Below are 15,578 nucleotides of genomic sequence, written 5' to 3' on the forward strand. Positions count from 1 at the left end.
AAATTATAATTGTATACAATTATTCAAAAAATAAAAAGGGGAGGAATGTATGATAACTTTATATGACAAAGGAGTTTTTTTAATTGATGGAAAAGATATAGTTCAAAATGAAAGTGTTGTAAAAGATAGTAAAATTGAGGCTAAAAAAGGAACAATAACTTATGAAATACTAAAGGAACATAATACTTCTAATGATATGGAAAATTTAAAATTAAAATTTGATTGTTTAGCGTCTCATGATATAACTTACGTTGGAATAATTCAAACTGCAAAAGCTAGTGGATTAAAAAAATTTCCTATTCCATATGTATTAACTAATTGTCATAATACTTTATGTGCTGTAGGTGGAACAATAAATGAAGATGATCATATGTTTGGACTATCAGCAGCTAAAAAATATGGTGGTATATATGTTCCTCCTCATCAGGGAGTAATTCACCAATATATGAGAGAGAATATGGCTGGATGTGGAAAAATGATTTTAGGATCAGATAGTCATACTAGATACGGTGCTTTGGGAACAATAGCAATTGGTGAAGGTGGGGGAGAGTTAGTAAAACAAATTTTAAGTAAAAGCTACGATATAAAATATCCAGAAGTTATTGGGATATATTTAAAAGGTAAACCAAAGAATGGTATAGGTCCACAGGATGTTGCATTAACAATTATTAAAGCTGTTTTTAAGAATGGGTTTGTAAAAAATAAAGTTATGGAGTTTATTGGAGAGGGAGTTTCGAATTTAAGTGTTGAATTTAGAAATGGAATTGATGTTATGACAACAGAAACAACATGTTTAACTTCAATTTGGAAAACAGATAATAAAGTGAAGGAGTATTTAAAAGATCATAATAGAGAAGTTGATTATGAAGAGTTATCGCCTAAAAAAATTGCTTATTATGATGGGATGATTGTTATAGAATTAGATAAAATTGAATCGATGATTGCACTTCCTTTTCATCCAAGTAATGTTTATTCTATCAAAGAGTTACAAAATAATTTAGAAGAAATTTTAACAAAAGTAGAAAAAGAGGCTTTTGAACAGGGAATTAAAATAGATTTAAAAAGTAAAGTAAAAAAGGGGTATCTTTTTGCAGAACAGGGAGTAATTGCAGGGTGTGCAGGAGGGACTTATGACAATATTGTTGATGTTGCAGATATTTTAAATAATAAGTCAATAGGAGTGGACTTCTCATTAAATATTTATCCATCTAGCCAGCCAACATATATTGAATTAAATAAAAATGGATCAATAGAAAAAATAATGGAAAGTGGAACAGTTGTAAGATCCGCTTTTTGTGGACCATGTTTTGGTGCAGGAGATACTCCAGCAAATGGACAATTAAGTCTTAGACATACAACAAGAAATTTTCCAAATAGAGAGGGATCAAAACCAGGAGAAGGACAGATATCTATGGTAGCACTAATGGATGCTAGATCTATAGCAGCAACAGCTATAAATGAAGGTAAGCTAACAGCAGCAACAGAATTGGATATAGAATTTACAAAACCAAAGTATAGCTTCAGTGATAAAGTTTATAAAAATAAAGTGTATAATGGATTTAAAGAGAGCCGTGAATCAGAATTAATCTACGGGCCGAATATAGTTGATTGGCCAAAAATGCCAAAACTAACAAAAGATTTATTACTTAAAATTTGTGCAGTAATAAAAGATTCAGTAACTACAACAGATGAACTAATACCTTCAGGAGAGACATCATCTTATCGTTCAAATCCTATGAGATTAGCTGAATTTACACTTTCAAGAAGAGAACCTAAGTATGTTGAAAGAGCTAAAGAAATTCAAAAATTTGAAATTCGAAGAGAATTTAATGAAAATCCTTTTGTAGAAGAGTTAAAGGAGATATTTTATAAAATTAAAGAGATTGATAAAGATATTAATCCTCTAGAGGTAGGAATAGGAAGTACAATATATGCAAATAAACCAGGAGATGGATCGGCAAGAGAACAAGCTGCATCGTGTCAAAAAGTTTTAGGTGGTTGGGCAAACATAGCTAAAGAGTATGCAACTAAACGTTATAGATCAAATCTTATAAATTGGGGAATAATTCCATTTATTATAGATCAAGATATTAACTTTGAAAGCGGAGATTATATATATGTAAAAGATATAGAAAAAATTATAAAAAATAAAATTGATAAAGTAGAAAGTTATTTAATTTCAGTTGAATATAATGAAGTGAGAAAAATTGAATTAAAAATAGATTCATTAACAGATACAGAGAGAGAAATTTTAATAGATGGATGCTTGATAAACTATTATAAAAGGTCATAGTGTTTTAAAAAATAATTTTAACAACGATATATAAACAAAAATAAAATTGACAATAGAAAAAAATGTTGTATACTCTATTGTATACAAAAAAACATATACAGGATACAGAATACCGGATATAAAATTAAAACTTTGTCTCAGAGTTTTAAAATAACTATAAAAAGGGGAGATATTATGTTAAAGAAAAAAATTTTAGCTGTATTATCAACGACGTTTTTACTAGGTGCATGTGGGGATTCATCTGATAAAGTTGCTGTAGATGGGCCTTGGAAATGGGAAAGAAAAGTAGAAATAATTTGCCCTTGGGGAACTGGTGGTGGAGCAGACACTACAACAAGAACATTTGCGACAGCTTTAGAAAAAGAATTAGGAGTTCCAGTTGTAGTAAATAATAGATCAGGAGCTGGAGGGGTATCAGGTATTCAATTTGGAGCAAAACAACCAGCTGATGGATATACATATATAATGTCAACACCTTCACCTTTATTAGCTCAGATTTCAGGAGCTACTCCATATGATGTCTATGGAACACTTAATCCATTAATTCAAATGGTACACGATGTAAATATCTTTGTAACTAGTTCAAAATCACCATATAATAATTTTACAGAGTTAATGGAATATGTTGATCAAAATCCTGGTAAAGTGAAGGCTGGAGTTATGACAATAACAGGTCTTGATGCAGCTTGTGTAATGGGGGCAACAGATGGAAAAATAGAGCCTGTTGCTTATACAGAAGGATCTCAATTAAATGCTGATGTAATCGGAGGACATGTTGATATAGCATGTGTTGGACCAGCTGAAGTAGCAGCAATGGTAGCTTCTGGGGATATGAAAGTATTATTAGCTCTTACAGAGGATAGACTGACACTTCCTGGATATGAAAATGTTCCATCTTCAAAAGAATTAGGATTAAATACATACTTTGGACCTGCAAGAGGAATATTTTATATAAAAGGGACACCGGATAAAGCTATCGAAGCATTTGAAGCAGCAGCTCAAAAGGCTATAGCAAGTGATTTTTTCCAAAATTGGGCTAAAACAGAAGGGTTAGATCAGAGAAAAGGATGGTTAAATACAGAGGAGTTCAAAGCACAGTGGCAAAATGATTACAACTCTTTAACTGAACTATTTGGTAAAAAGTAATATCAAACTAAAGAATACTTATAGCGGGGAGTGAAATAAATTTGGATATTATATTTTCGATAGCACTAATTATATTTAATGTTTATTGTTTCTTTTTAGTTGGAATAGAATCACCAGCTCCTACTTTAACAGAGTTAGGAGCTGCATTTTGGCCAAGAATAGTTATATCTTTGATGCTTATATTACTAGTTGTTAATGTAATAAATCAAGTAAAGTTAAGAAAAGAAAAAACAGTTCATGAAAAGATTAATATAGTAGGATTTTTAAAAAGTAAACTATTTATAGGAATGGTATTGGTTTCAATTATGGCACTTTCGACACCGTATATAGGATTCTTAACATCATGTTTTGGATTTTTAGTAACTTATGCAATTTTATTAGGAGAAAGAAATATAGTTAAAGTTATACTGAACTCTTTAGTAATAACGTTCATTCTATATATAGTTTTCCAAGGGTTACTAGATATAAGATTAGAAAGAGGAATTGGAGTATTCCGTAACTTAGCACTTTTCCTTGAAGGAATATTATTAAATATTAAAAGGGGGCTATAAGTTATGTTTGATCTGTTAGGTATGGGATTAAAAATTATATTAAATCCAAGTACATTTTTTTTAATAACTGCAGGTACTATTCTAGGAGTTGTTTTTGGAGCAATGCCTGGTGTAAGTGCTTCAATGGCTGTAGCTTTAGCATTACCTTTTGCTTATGCAATGGATCCAGTTATTGCAATTGCATTTTTAGTTTCAGTTTATTGTGCTTCTATAACGGGAGGTGGAATAACAGCAATATTATTTAAAATTCCAGGAACTCCTTCTAGTGCACCAACCACTTTTGATGGATATCCAATGGCTCAAAGAGGAGAAGCGGGAAAAGCATTGGGATTTTCATTAATTGCATCAGCAGTTGGAGGATTAGTTGCAGCATTTGCAATGGCATTAGTATCTCCTCAACTAGCAAGTATAGCTTTAGAGTTTGGACCTTCAGAACTATTTGCTGTATCTTTTTTAGGAATTTCAGTTTTATCATGTTTAGATAGTGACAATATAGTGAAAACTCTAATATCAGGCTTGATTGGATTATTGTTAGCTTGTGTTGGAATGGATCCAATGTTAGGAATATCACGTTTTACTTGGGGGAGTTCAACTTTACTTTCAGGAATAGAAATGATTCCAATAATGATTGGACTATTTGCTGTAACAGAGGTATTGAAGCAAACTGCTAAATCTAAAAAAATTGAAGTGAGTGATAAAGAAAAAAATGAATCAACAAAAATGAAAACAGTTTTACCATCTATTAAAGAGGTTTGGGAAACAAAGGCAACAATGGCAAGATCCTCTATTTTGGGAACTGTAATTGGAATACTTCCAGGTGCCGGAGCTACAATAGCATCATTTTTATCATATGCCATTGAGAAAAAGGTATCAAAACATCCAGAAAAATTAGGAACAGGAATAGCTGATGGAATAGTGGCATCAGAAGCAGCAAATAATGCTGCAACAGGTGGATCTATGGTACCTTTATTATCTCTTGGAATTCCGGGTGGAAATGCGGCAGCGATAATGATGACTGCATTAGTTATAAAAGGTGTACAGATAGGACCATTATTAATAAAAACACAGCCTCAGTATTTAGCATCTGTATTTGGTTCAATGCTTATAACTAATATTGTAATGGTTATAGTTGCTATGGGTGTAGCAAAAGTTTTTGCTAAAATTTTAGCTATTCCATATACAATTTTAGGCCCAGTTATCGTTATGCTAGCAACAATTGGAGCGTATGCTCTAAAAAATAATACTGGAGATGTTATTTTAATGGCTGCAGCAGGAATAATAGGATATATGTTTGTAAAATTAGGTTATAATTCAGCAGCTCTAGTTTTAGGTCTTGTATTAGGTCAAATGAGTGAATCTAATTTTAGACGTGCATATACTTTAGCTAATGGAGATATAGTGAAAGTGTTTACAAGGCCAATAACAGCAGTATTGATGATTGCTTGTGTATTGATGCTAGTTTATCCACTTGTAAAATATATGCTTAGAAAAAAAAGTTAATAAAATAAAAAATTGCAGATTTTGTTCTGCAATTTTTTTTATTTTTTAACAAAAACTTGCTACTAATCAAAAAAAGAATTAGAATAGTGTTAATCTGTATAATACAAAATCAGGAGGAGATTAAATGAGATTAAAAAATGTAATGCTAATAGGAACTTTAACAACGTCGTTTTTATTAGCTAAAGAGGTGGATATAAAAATAATATCTAGCTCAGATGTACACGGAAGAATTATTCCTTGGGAATATTCAGGAGATTCATATGTTTCTGGAAGTTTCAGTCAAATAGATACATATGTGTCAAAAGAAAAGAAAAAGAGTAACAATGTTATTTTAGTTGATGTTGGTGATGCAATTCAAGATAACTCTGTTGAAAAGTTTTCCAAAGTTTTCCCAAATCCAGTAGCAAAAGTTATGAATGTAATAGAGTATGATGTATTTGTTCCAGGAAATCATGAGTTTAACTTTGGATTAGATGTTCTTTCAAAGTATACACAAGATTTTAAAGGCAAATCTTTAGCTTCTAATCTTTTTTATAAAAAAGATGGAAAAGAGTTTTTAGAAGGATCTACAATAATGGAAAAAGATGGCATTAAAATCGGATTCATTGGTCTAACAACTCCTCTTATTACAAAGTTTGAAGCAGATACAGGGAATGTAAAAGATTTAGAAGTGATGGACTCAATTCCATCTATAAAAGCACAGGTTGAAAAACTAAAAGGAAAAGTAGACGCCATAGTTTTAGTAGCTCATATGGGGTATGATAATGAGAATGGTGTTCCTGGAAGTGGAGTAAAGGATATAGCAAATGCAATTCCAGAAATAGATATTATTTTATCAGGACATGCACATAAAGAGGTTTCAAGTGTAATTGAAAATGGTGTAGTGATTACAGCTCCTTATAAATATGGACAAGATTTATCGATAGTTGATTTAAAGTTTGATACAAATAAAAAATCAAAGCTTGTTTCAAAAGAAGCTAAAACTGTATCTTTAAAAGGTGTTGAAAATAGTGAAAGAGTAGATAAGATATATGCTCCTTATCATGAAAAGTTAAGAGAGGAAGCCAACATAGTTATAGGAAAAGCAACTAATCCTCTTGTACCAAAGGATAAGGTTAAAGGAATTCCAAGTATTTATGTGGAGGACACGGGGCTTGCTACATTTTTACATAATGTTATGTTAAATTATAGTGATGCTCAAGTTGTTGCACTTTCTTTAGATAGAGATGACTCTAAATGGGATGCAGGAGAGGTAAAGAAAAAAGATATTGCTTATAACTATGGTTACACTGGTGGCGAGATAACTGTATATGAATTTACAGGAAAAGATTTAAAGAACTATATGGAGTGGTCAGCTGAGTATTTTAATACTTTAAAACCTGGAGATTTAACAATAAGTTTTGATTTAGATAAAAGATCTTTTAAATATAGCTTGTATGATCAATTTGGTGGAGCACAATATAAAATAGATTTAAGAGAGGAAAAAGGTAATAGAATAAAAGATTTAAAACTTATGGATGGAACTCTAATAACAGATGATATGAAAGTTAAAGTTGGAATGAATTCATATAGATTTGATATGTTAGCTAAAAAAGGTGGAATATTTGAAAATAGAAATATACCTATTTTATGGGATTCTAAAACTGCTTATGGAAAAACAGAGGGTACTATCCAACAATTATCTATGAAATATGTTCAAGAGAAAAAGGTAATTGATGGCTTACCAGATAATAACTGGGAAATAATAGGTTTGCCAGGAGATAAAAATCAAGCTATTGCAGTTGAACTTATAAATGAAGGAAAAATAGATTTACCAAAAGAGGGAAGAGCTACAAATATAAGATCAATAACTATTGAGGATATAAAAAAATAATTTTTTAAAACAGTTGACTTTCCAAACAAAAGATGTTAGTATTGGAACAGATTAAACGATTAACATAGGAGGAAAGTTGAGAGTAACAATAAAAGATATAGCGAAGGAACTAAATATATCTACAGCAGCAGTTTCCAAAGCTCTTAATAATCTTTCTGGTGTAAGTGAAGAGTTAAGAGAAAGGGTTAAAATAGCTGCTAAAGGTATGGGATATACACCGAATCTTATAGCTAAAAATCTAGTTCAAAATCGTACAAATAAAATAGCTCTTTTTATTTTAAGTAGAAAAATTGAAGATATAAGATTCTCTTTTTTAGATAATGAAATTTTTAGGTATTTAATAAATGAATCTCATAAAATTGATTATAATATCTTAGTATTTTCTGTGGAAGATACAGATGAACAAAAAAACTATATAGATTTATGTCGATCAGAGAATGTGACAGGTGCTATAATTTTAGGAATAAAATTAGATGATCCTCAAATAAAAGATTTAAAAGAAAATAAAGAGTTTCCGGTGGTAGTATTTGACACCAATATTGGTGGAGATGTAAACTCTGTAAAAACAGATAATGAACTTGGTGTTAAAAAAGTAACAGATTATTTAAAAGAGATGAATCATGAAAAAGTTGGTGTTATAACAGGACATTTTAAAGCTCAAGTTTCAATAGAAAGATTATATACTTTTACAAATCAAATGATAGGTAAAGAGATTGAGATTTATGAGGGAGATTTTTCAAAAGAAAGTGGTTATAAAGGAGCAAAAGTTTTATATAAAAAAGGGGTAACAGCACTATTTGCTTTTAGTGATTTAATGGCTTTGGGGGCTTTAGAATATTTTAATGAAAATAATATAAAGGTCCCAGATGAAATATCGTTAATAGGATTTGATGATATTCCTGTAGGTGAGATATTGAAACCAGGACTAACAACAATAGCTCATAGTAAAAAAGAAATTGCAAAAAAAATGTTAAGAATGATAATAGAAAATGAGTATGGAAAAAATATTAAAATAGAACCAAAGTTAATAAAAAGGGATTCAGTTAAAAAACTGTAATCCCTAAAAAAATATAAAACAAATTAAACGTTTAACTTGATTTAGTTAGAGAAGGTTTTATCAGAAAAAGAGTTTCAAAAGTGGGAGGGTATTATGAGTTTCAAAAATATTTTTATGTTGTTCATAGCCATGATTTTTTTTGGATGTGGAAAAAATGAAAAAAATCAAAAGATTAATTTATCAGTTGCTGTATGGGGAAGTTCTCCAGAGGAAACAGCTCTAGTAGAAAGACAAATAGCTTTATTTGAAAAAAAGTATCCTAATATAAAAGTAACTAAAGAAGTAGTTACAGGGGATTATAATCAAGCACTCCAAACAAATATAGCAGCTAGAATAGAGGCAGATGTATTTTATATAGACTCAGCTGTTGCTCCAATGTATATAGATAAACAAGCGATTTTACCTTTAGATGAATATTTAGATAAAGAAGATTTAAAAGATTTTAATTCTAATCTTCTAGAAGGATTTTCGCAAAATGGAAAGGTTTATGGTTTACCAAAAGATTATAATCCACTTATCTTAGCTTATAATAAAGATATGTTTCAAGAGGCAGGGATTGAAAAAGTTCCAGTTACTTGGAAAGAGTGGTCTGTAACTTTTGAAAAATTAAAAGAGGCTGGAGAAAGTGGAAAGTTGGGGGAAAACTTTATGTATCCAATGTCTTCTGTATCAAATGGAGAAAGATTAGCAACGTTTATTTTACAAAATGGTGGAGATGTATATGATAATGAAAAGAATGAAGTTATATTTAATTTAGACGAAGCTGTTGAGGGATTGAAATATTTTTATAATTTAGTGAAAGAAAACTATGTGAGAGAACCAAGAGCTATGGGAGAAGGATGGAATGGAGATGCCTTTGCAAGAGAAAAGGTAGCAATGGTAATAGAAGGAGGGTGGTTAGTACCTTATTTATCAAGTGCCGCACCAAATTTAAATTATGAATTAGCAAAATTACCAAAAGGAGAAAAAGAAGCGACTATGCTTTTTACAGTTTGTTATTCAATGGGAAGGAACACTAAGCATCCTAAAGAAGCAGCAGAGTTTATTAAATATATGACAAGTGTAGAGCCTCAAATGTTAATGATAGAAACAGGATTAGGCCTTCCCACAAGAAAATCTTTAAATGATAAATTTGTAGAGGTTCATCCAACTAAAAAAGCTATGATTGAAATGGCAGAGTTTGGAAGACCATTTAATTTTGGAAAAACAGGATTAAAAGTGGCTCAACAACTTGGAAAAGCCAATGAAATCATATACATAGATTATGTAAATGGCAAGTACAATGTAGATGTTCAAGAGATTTTAAATACCTATGCAGAAAAAGCAAAATAAGGAGAGATAATTTATAATGGTCGGTAAAAAATATGATAAGGTTTATGGATGGTTGTTCATATTGCCAGTTTTTATTTTGGCAATAATATTCTTTGTAATACCAGCAGGAATGTCTTTGATGTTATCTTTTAAAGAATATTCATTACTGGATAGTTACACAATGATAGAAGCTCCTTGGATAGGTTTGAAAAATTATAGAGATGCTTTAAATGATGAGATATTTTTTAAATCTTTAAAAAATACAGTTACTTATGCTTTGGGAGTTGTACCATCTCAGTTGATAATAGCTTTAGGACTAGCAGTTATATGTAATTCAAAAATAAGAAATAAAGGACTTTTAAGAACGATTTATTATATACCTACAGTAACATCAGCAGTTGCAGTTTCAATAATGTTTCTTTTCCTTTATAAAACAGATGGATTATTAAATAAATTTTTAGGAATTTTTGGAATAGCTCCAATAGGTTGGTTTAATAGCCCAGCTTTTGCATTACCCTCTATGATGTCTTTAGCTATATGGTCTTCTGTGGGTATATATATGGTTATATTTTTAGCAGGTCTTCAAGGAATATCACCCTCTTTATATGAAGCTGCAGATATTGATGGAGCCCCAAAGTGGGAACAGTTTTTATACATAACTTTACCTCAGTTAAAACATGTACTTTTCTTTAACTTAGTAGTATCTTTCATAGGAACACTACAAGTTTTCGATCAAGCTTATGTTATATCAGGAGGAACAGGAGGACCATTGGATTCTACAACAACAGTTGTGCTTTATTTATTCAATGCAGGTTTCCGTGATTTTAGAATGGGATATGCATCAGCAATAGCCTTTATATTATTTGGAATAATTTTTACTTTAACTATGATTCAGAAGCTAATTTTTAAGGAAAGTGATTAATATATGAAAAAGATATTGAAAAAAGTTTTAAAAATAATCTTAGTATCCATTGTTATGTTTTATGGAGCTATATCAATATTTCCGTTTATTTGGAGTTTTATAACATCTTTAAAACCTACAACGGAAGTAAATATGTTTACGATACCTTGGGGAGATTTATCATTTAAAAATTATATTTATATATTTAAAAATTTCCCATTTGTAACATGGCTTTTTAACAGTGTTATAGTTGCGAGTTTAGTAACTTTAGGAAATATAATATTTAACTCTATGGCTGGATATGCCTTGGCAAGGATAGAGTTTCCAGGAAAAAAAGGTATATTTATAGGAATTTTAGGTATGATGATGATACCAGGACAGGTAGTAATGGTTCCAACTTATATTATACTAGTTCACTTTGGATGGATAAACTCATATTTGGGACTAACAATCCCTTTTATGTTTAATTTCTTTAATATATTTTTAATGAGACAGTTTTTTATGGGAATTCCAAAAGATTTAGAAGAGGCAGGATATATTGATGGATTAAGTAGATTTGGAATATTTTTTAGAATAATATTACCAGTTTCAAAGTCAGCTTTATCAACACAATTTATACTTAGTTTTACAGGAAATTGGAATAGCTTCTTATGGCCAACGTTAATTGGAAGAAAACAAAGTATGTATACATTACCGGTTGGATTAAACTCCTTTTATGGGCAGTATTTCCAGTTCTGGGATCAAGTTTTAGCAGGGGTAATGCTACTTTCAATTCCAGCAATACTTATATTTATAATATTTCAAAAGCATTTTATAGCTGGAATAGCTAATTCAGGTTCAAAAGAGTAAGCAATAGGAGAGAGATCTCCTTTAAATTTTAAAATATATATTAAACGTTTAACTAAAACGAGGGAGTGATTGTTTTGATGAATTACACAAAGGGTACAGGAGAATTAAAAAACTGGATTGTATCTGAAAATGAATTTAATTCTAATAACTTAGGAAAATGCGAAGCTATAATGTGCCTAGGGAATGGTTATATGGGAGTTAGAAGTGCAACAGAAGAGGTTTATTTAAATGAAACTAGAGATCATTTTGTAAGTGGAACTTTTAATAAATTTGATGAAAATGAAGTAACAGAGTTACCAAATATACCTGATTTTACAAAACTAAATATAACTTTAGATGGAGAAAGATTAGATTTAGAAAAAGGAGAATTAAAAAATTATTCTAGAGATTTAAACTTAAAAACGGGAGTTATAACAAGAGAGTTTAATTGGACATTTAAAGGAAAAGAGTATCACTTTATTTCAAGAAGATTTGTATCTTTAAAAGAGTTAAATTTAATGGCAATGGAAGTGGAAATAACACCATTAAATATGGACTCAGCTGTTGTTATAAGCTCAGGAATAGATGGGCAGGTTACTAATAGTGGTGCTCAACATTTTCATGAGGGTGAAAAAAGAATATATAATAAAAAATTTATTGAGATGATTTCAACAACAACAACAATGAAAATTGATTTTGTTCAAATGACAACTCATGCATTAAAAAAAGATGGTGTAGAAGTTGAAATAGCTCCAGACTTAAATATGGATAGAAGAAAAGTATCTGTAGAATATAAGGTAGATTTAAAAAAGGGAGAGAAATTAACATTTGAAAAGCTTTGTACCGTTAATACAACAAGAGACTTAGCACATGCTGGAAAAGAGTTAAAGAATATTAGAACTTTTTCATTAAATCAATTGGAGAATTTATCGAAGATTGGATTCCAAACTTTATTGAATGAAAGTGCTAAAGAGTGGGATAAAAAATGGCAAGAGATAGATATCAAAATTTCATCTAAAGAGGAATTTGATCAACTTGCAATAAGATTTGCTCAGTATCATTTAATTGTTATGACACCATCTCATGACTCTAGAATGGGAGTTGGAGCAAAAGGTCTTTCTGGTGAAGGATATAAAGGGCACTCGTTTTGGGATACAGAGTTATTTATTATGCCATTTTTCACTTATACAATGCCAGAAGTTGCAAAATCATTGGCAAAATATAGATTTGAAACTTTAGGAGGAGCAAGAAAAAAAGCTGAGGATAATGGATATTCAGGAGCTATGTTCCCTTGGGAATCAGCATGGAAAGATGATGGAGAGGTTACACCTGTTTGGGGAGCTGTAGATATTGTAACAGGAAAAGCTACAAAGATATGGTCTGGATTTATAGAGCAACATATAACTTGTGATGTAGCTTATGCATTATGGCAATATTATATGGTAACTAAGGATGAAGAGTTTATGGAAAACTATGGATTTGAAATTCTATTTGATACTGCAATTTTCTGGGCTAGTAGATTAGAGTGGAATGAAGAGAAAAAAGAATATCACATTAATAATGTAATAGGACCAGATGAATATAAAGAGCATGTAAATAATAATGCTTTTACAAACTATATGGCAAATTGGAACTTAAATTTAGCAATAGAATACTATGAAAAGCTAAAAAATGAAAAACCAGAACTATTTAACAGATTAAATGAAAAATTAAATTTAGATTTAAATTTAAATATCTGGATGGATAAAGTTACAAAAATATACCTTCCACAACCAAGAGAGATTGATGGAGTTATTCCTCAAGATGATACATATTTAAGTAAGGAAATTATAGATTTAACAAAATATAAAAATCAAGATCATGTGGGATCTATGTTTAAAGACTATAGTTTAGATCAAGTTAATGAGATTCAAGTTTCAAAACAAGCTGATATTATGGTGCTATTTTATCTATTAGAAAATAGATTCTCAACAGATATAAAAAGAGCAAACTGGAATTATTATGAGCCAAAAACTTTACATGATTCATCTCTTAGTTTATCAACACACTGTGTTTTAGCTAGTGATATGAACGATAAAGAGATGGCATATGATTTATTTAGAAGAGCTTCTGAAATAGATTTAGGACCAAATATGAAAACTTCAGATCATGGGGTTCATGCGGCATCTTTAGGAGGAATTTGGCAATGTATTGTAAATGGATTTGCTGGAGTTAGAATGTTAGGTGGAGATTTAAGAATTGATCCAAAGTTGCCTGAGAATTGGAACGAGGTAAAGTTTCCATTAAATTGGCATGGAGTTAATTTAACAGTTGAAGTTACAAAAAATACGCTGATTGTAATTAGAAATTCTAAAAATAGAACTGAAGTTAAATTTACAGTGTTTGGAAAAGAGTATGTTTTAGATAAAAAAATAGAGATTAAATACTAGGAGAGAGACATGAATATAAGAGGTTTTATATTTGATTTAGATGGAGTTATAACAGACACAGCAGAGTACCATTACTTAGCTTGGAAAAAATTATCAGATGATAATGGCTGGAATTTTGATAGAGAATTAAATGAAAAATTGAGAGGGGTTTCTAGATTAGATTCCCTTCAAATAATATTAGATCACAATGATGTGAAATTAGAGCTTGAAGAAAAAGATAGACTGGCAAATTTAAAAAATGTGAACTATGTTCAAATGCTTCAAAAAATTACTCCAGCTGATTTATTGCCAGGAGTTAAAGAATTTTTAATAGAGCTAAGAGAGAAAGGATTTAAAACATCGGTAGCATCAGCTAGTAAAAATGCAGATTTAGTTCTTACTAACTTAGAAGCAAAAGGATTATTTGACAATATATCTGATGGAAACTCAGTTGAAAATAGTAAGCCAGCTCCAGATGTATTTATTCATGCAGCTGGAAGTATAGGGTGTACAGCAAAAGAGTGCATTGTTCTAGAGGATGCTGAAGCAGGGGTAGCTGCAGCAAAATTAGCAGGAATGAAAGCTATTGGATTAGGACCAGAAGAAATATTAGGAAAGGCAGATTTTATATTTAAAGGAATTTATGAAATAAACTTAGATGACATTATAAAAAGAATTTAATAAAGGGGAAGAAAATGAGAAAATTATATTCGGTTTCGTTAATGGTATTATGCTTAGCAGCGTTAGGAAAAAATACGTTAGGACAAGAGTTAGATCCAAAGGTTGAAATACTTAAAAATGAGAATACTGACGGAGGAGCTAGCGGAATAGAGTATTATAATGAAAATCAATTGAGATTCTTTGAACTTGAAAATGAGTTAAAGGCTTTAAAAGAGGAGAAAGCTAAAAAAGAGCTAAAATTAACTGGTTTTATTGGAACAAAAGTGGAAGTTGAAGAGTTATCTAAAGATATAAATGAAGGAAAAGTAAAGTTTGTTTTTGCTGAGGGAATTTTAAAACATGAAGATTATGATAGCTGGTCATTGTTTTATCATATTGCTAAAGAGCAATATTTTAAATCTAAAATGTGGGATAGAAGTGGAAGTCCACAAAATACGATTATAGAGATTGCACCAAGATATCAATATAACTTTGAAAATGATAAAGGAATGACAGCTTTTGAACTGATTTATACATCTGAAAGTATTGATAACAGAGATGCAGTAAAACCTAAAGTTTCAATTTTTCACATGATCAATGATAAATTAGCTATGAACTTTTATACTTTAGTAGGAAGAGAGTTTAAGGGTGGCTATGATGACTATGAGTTTGTTGAGATAGAACCAGGATTTTCTTATAGATTTACTGATAATTTAGGAATGGGAATGAACTATTTTTTAAAGTGGGGACAGACATCAAATGAGAGATTTACAGAGAGAGAAAGATTTTTCAAACCATATATTTGGAGAAACTTTCAAAGTCTAGATTTAGGTCTTTCGCTATGGGGAGAGATAGGACCATATAGTAATAATGTAGGAGATAGAAATAGTAATACAAAATTTGGAATATCAGGAAATAAAAAGTTAACAGAATCTTTAACAATGGTAGGAGAAGCAAGTTATAAAAGAGAGGATAAGAAAAGATCAAATGAAAAAGTGGATATAACATTGATGATGTTAGGATTACAATATAGCTTTTAATTAGGAGAGA

Annotated in this window: 12 protein-coding genes; all 12 read left to right on the forward strand. The window is 30.3% G+C overall.

What is annotated here, in order from left to right; all coding sequences use genetic code 11:
• Positions 1-49 precede the first annotated feature (49 nt).
• The 12 genes from MKD34_RS09895 to MKD34_RS09950 all read left to right on the forward strand — a co-directional run bounded on the left by MKD34_RS09895 (position 50) and on the right by MKD34_RS09950 (position 15,568).
• The gene (locus MKD34_RS09895) at positions 50-2,293 is read left to right on the forward strand and encodes a hydratase (RefSeq protein WP_240221245.1); all 2,244 of its coding nucleotides are present in this window, start codon (positions 50-52) and stop codon (positions 2,291-2,293) included.
• A gap of 174 nt (positions 2,294-2,467) precedes the next feature.
• On the forward strand, positions 2,468-3,439 hold the full coding sequence (locus MKD34_RS09900) for a tripartite tricarboxylate transporter substrate binding protein (RefSeq protein ID WP_240221247.1): 972 nt from the start codon (positions 2,468-2,470) through the stop codon (positions 3,437-3,439).
• A gap of 41 nt (positions 3,440-3,480) precedes the next feature.
• Entirely contained in the window at positions 3,481-3,990 is a 510-nt protein-coding gene (locus tag MKD34_RS09905; RefSeq protein WP_240221249.1) for a tripartite tricarboxylate transporter TctB family protein, read from the forward strand.
• Positions 3,991-3,993: 3 nt separating this feature from the next.
• Complete coding sequence (locus tag MKD34_RS09910) at positions 3,994-5,490, forward strand: tripartite tricarboxylate transporter permease (protein WP_240221251.1); 1,497 nt, start codon at positions 3,994-3,996, stop codon at positions 5,488-5,490.
• A 124-nt stretch (positions 5,491-5,614) separates the two neighbouring features.
• Positions 5,615-7,363 carry a bifunctional metallophosphatase/5'-nucleotidase gene (locus tag MKD34_RS09915; protein ID WP_240221253.1) on the forward strand — a complete coding sequence of 583 codons (1,749 nt, stop codon included), beginning with the start codon at positions 5,615-5,617 and terminating at the stop codon, positions 7,361-7,363.
• A 76-nt stretch (positions 7,364-7,439) separates the two neighbouring features.
• Positions 7,440-8,420, forward strand: coding sequence for a LacI family DNA-binding transcriptional regulator (locus MKD34_RS09920; RefSeq protein ID WP_240221260.1), 981 nt, complete (start codon positions 7,440-7,442; stop codon positions 8,418-8,420).
• A 93-nt stretch (positions 8,421-8,513) separates the two neighbouring features.
• Entirely contained in the window at positions 8,514-9,752 is a 1,239-nt protein-coding gene (locus MKD34_RS09925; RefSeq protein ID WP_240221262.1) for an ABC transporter substrate-binding protein, read from the forward strand.
• 16 nt (positions 9,753-9,768) lie between these two features.
• Positions 9,769-10,653, forward strand: coding sequence for a carbohydrate ABC transporter permease (locus MKD34_RS09930; RefSeq protein WP_240221264.1), 885 nt, complete (start codon positions 9,769-9,771; stop codon positions 10,651-10,653).
• Between the two features lie 15 nt (positions 10,654-10,668).
• On the forward strand, positions 10,669-11,481 hold the full coding sequence (locus MKD34_RS09935) for a carbohydrate ABC transporter permease (RefSeq protein WP_240221619.1): 813 nt from the start codon (positions 10,669-10,671) through the stop codon (positions 11,479-11,481).
• A 77-nt stretch (positions 11,482-11,558) separates the two neighbouring features.
• On the forward strand, positions 11,559-13,889 hold the full coding sequence (locus MKD34_RS09940) for a glycoside hydrolase family 65 protein (RefSeq protein WP_240221266.1): 2,331 nt from the start codon (positions 11,559-11,561) through the stop codon (positions 13,887-13,889).
• A gap of 9 nt (positions 13,890-13,898) precedes the next feature.
• Positions 13,899-14,549 (forward strand): beta-phosphoglucomutase, encoded by a 651-nt coding sequence (gene pgmB, locus MKD34_RS09945; protein WP_240221268.1) that lies wholly within the window; start codon positions 13,899-13,901, stop codon positions 14,547-14,549.
• A gap of 14 nt (positions 14,550-14,563) precedes the next feature.
• Entirely contained in the window at positions 14,564-15,568 is a 1,005-nt protein-coding gene (locus MKD34_RS09950; RefSeq protein ID WP_240221270.1) for an OmpG family monomeric porin, read from the forward strand.
• Positions 15,569-15,578: the final 10 nt, after the last annotated feature.

The sequence above is a fragment of the Cetobacterium somerae genome (genome assembly GCF_022430525.1).
In the GTDB taxonomy this organism is placed as follows: Bacteria; Fusobacteriota; Fusobacteriia; order Fusobacteriales; family Fusobacteriaceae; genus Cetobacterium_A.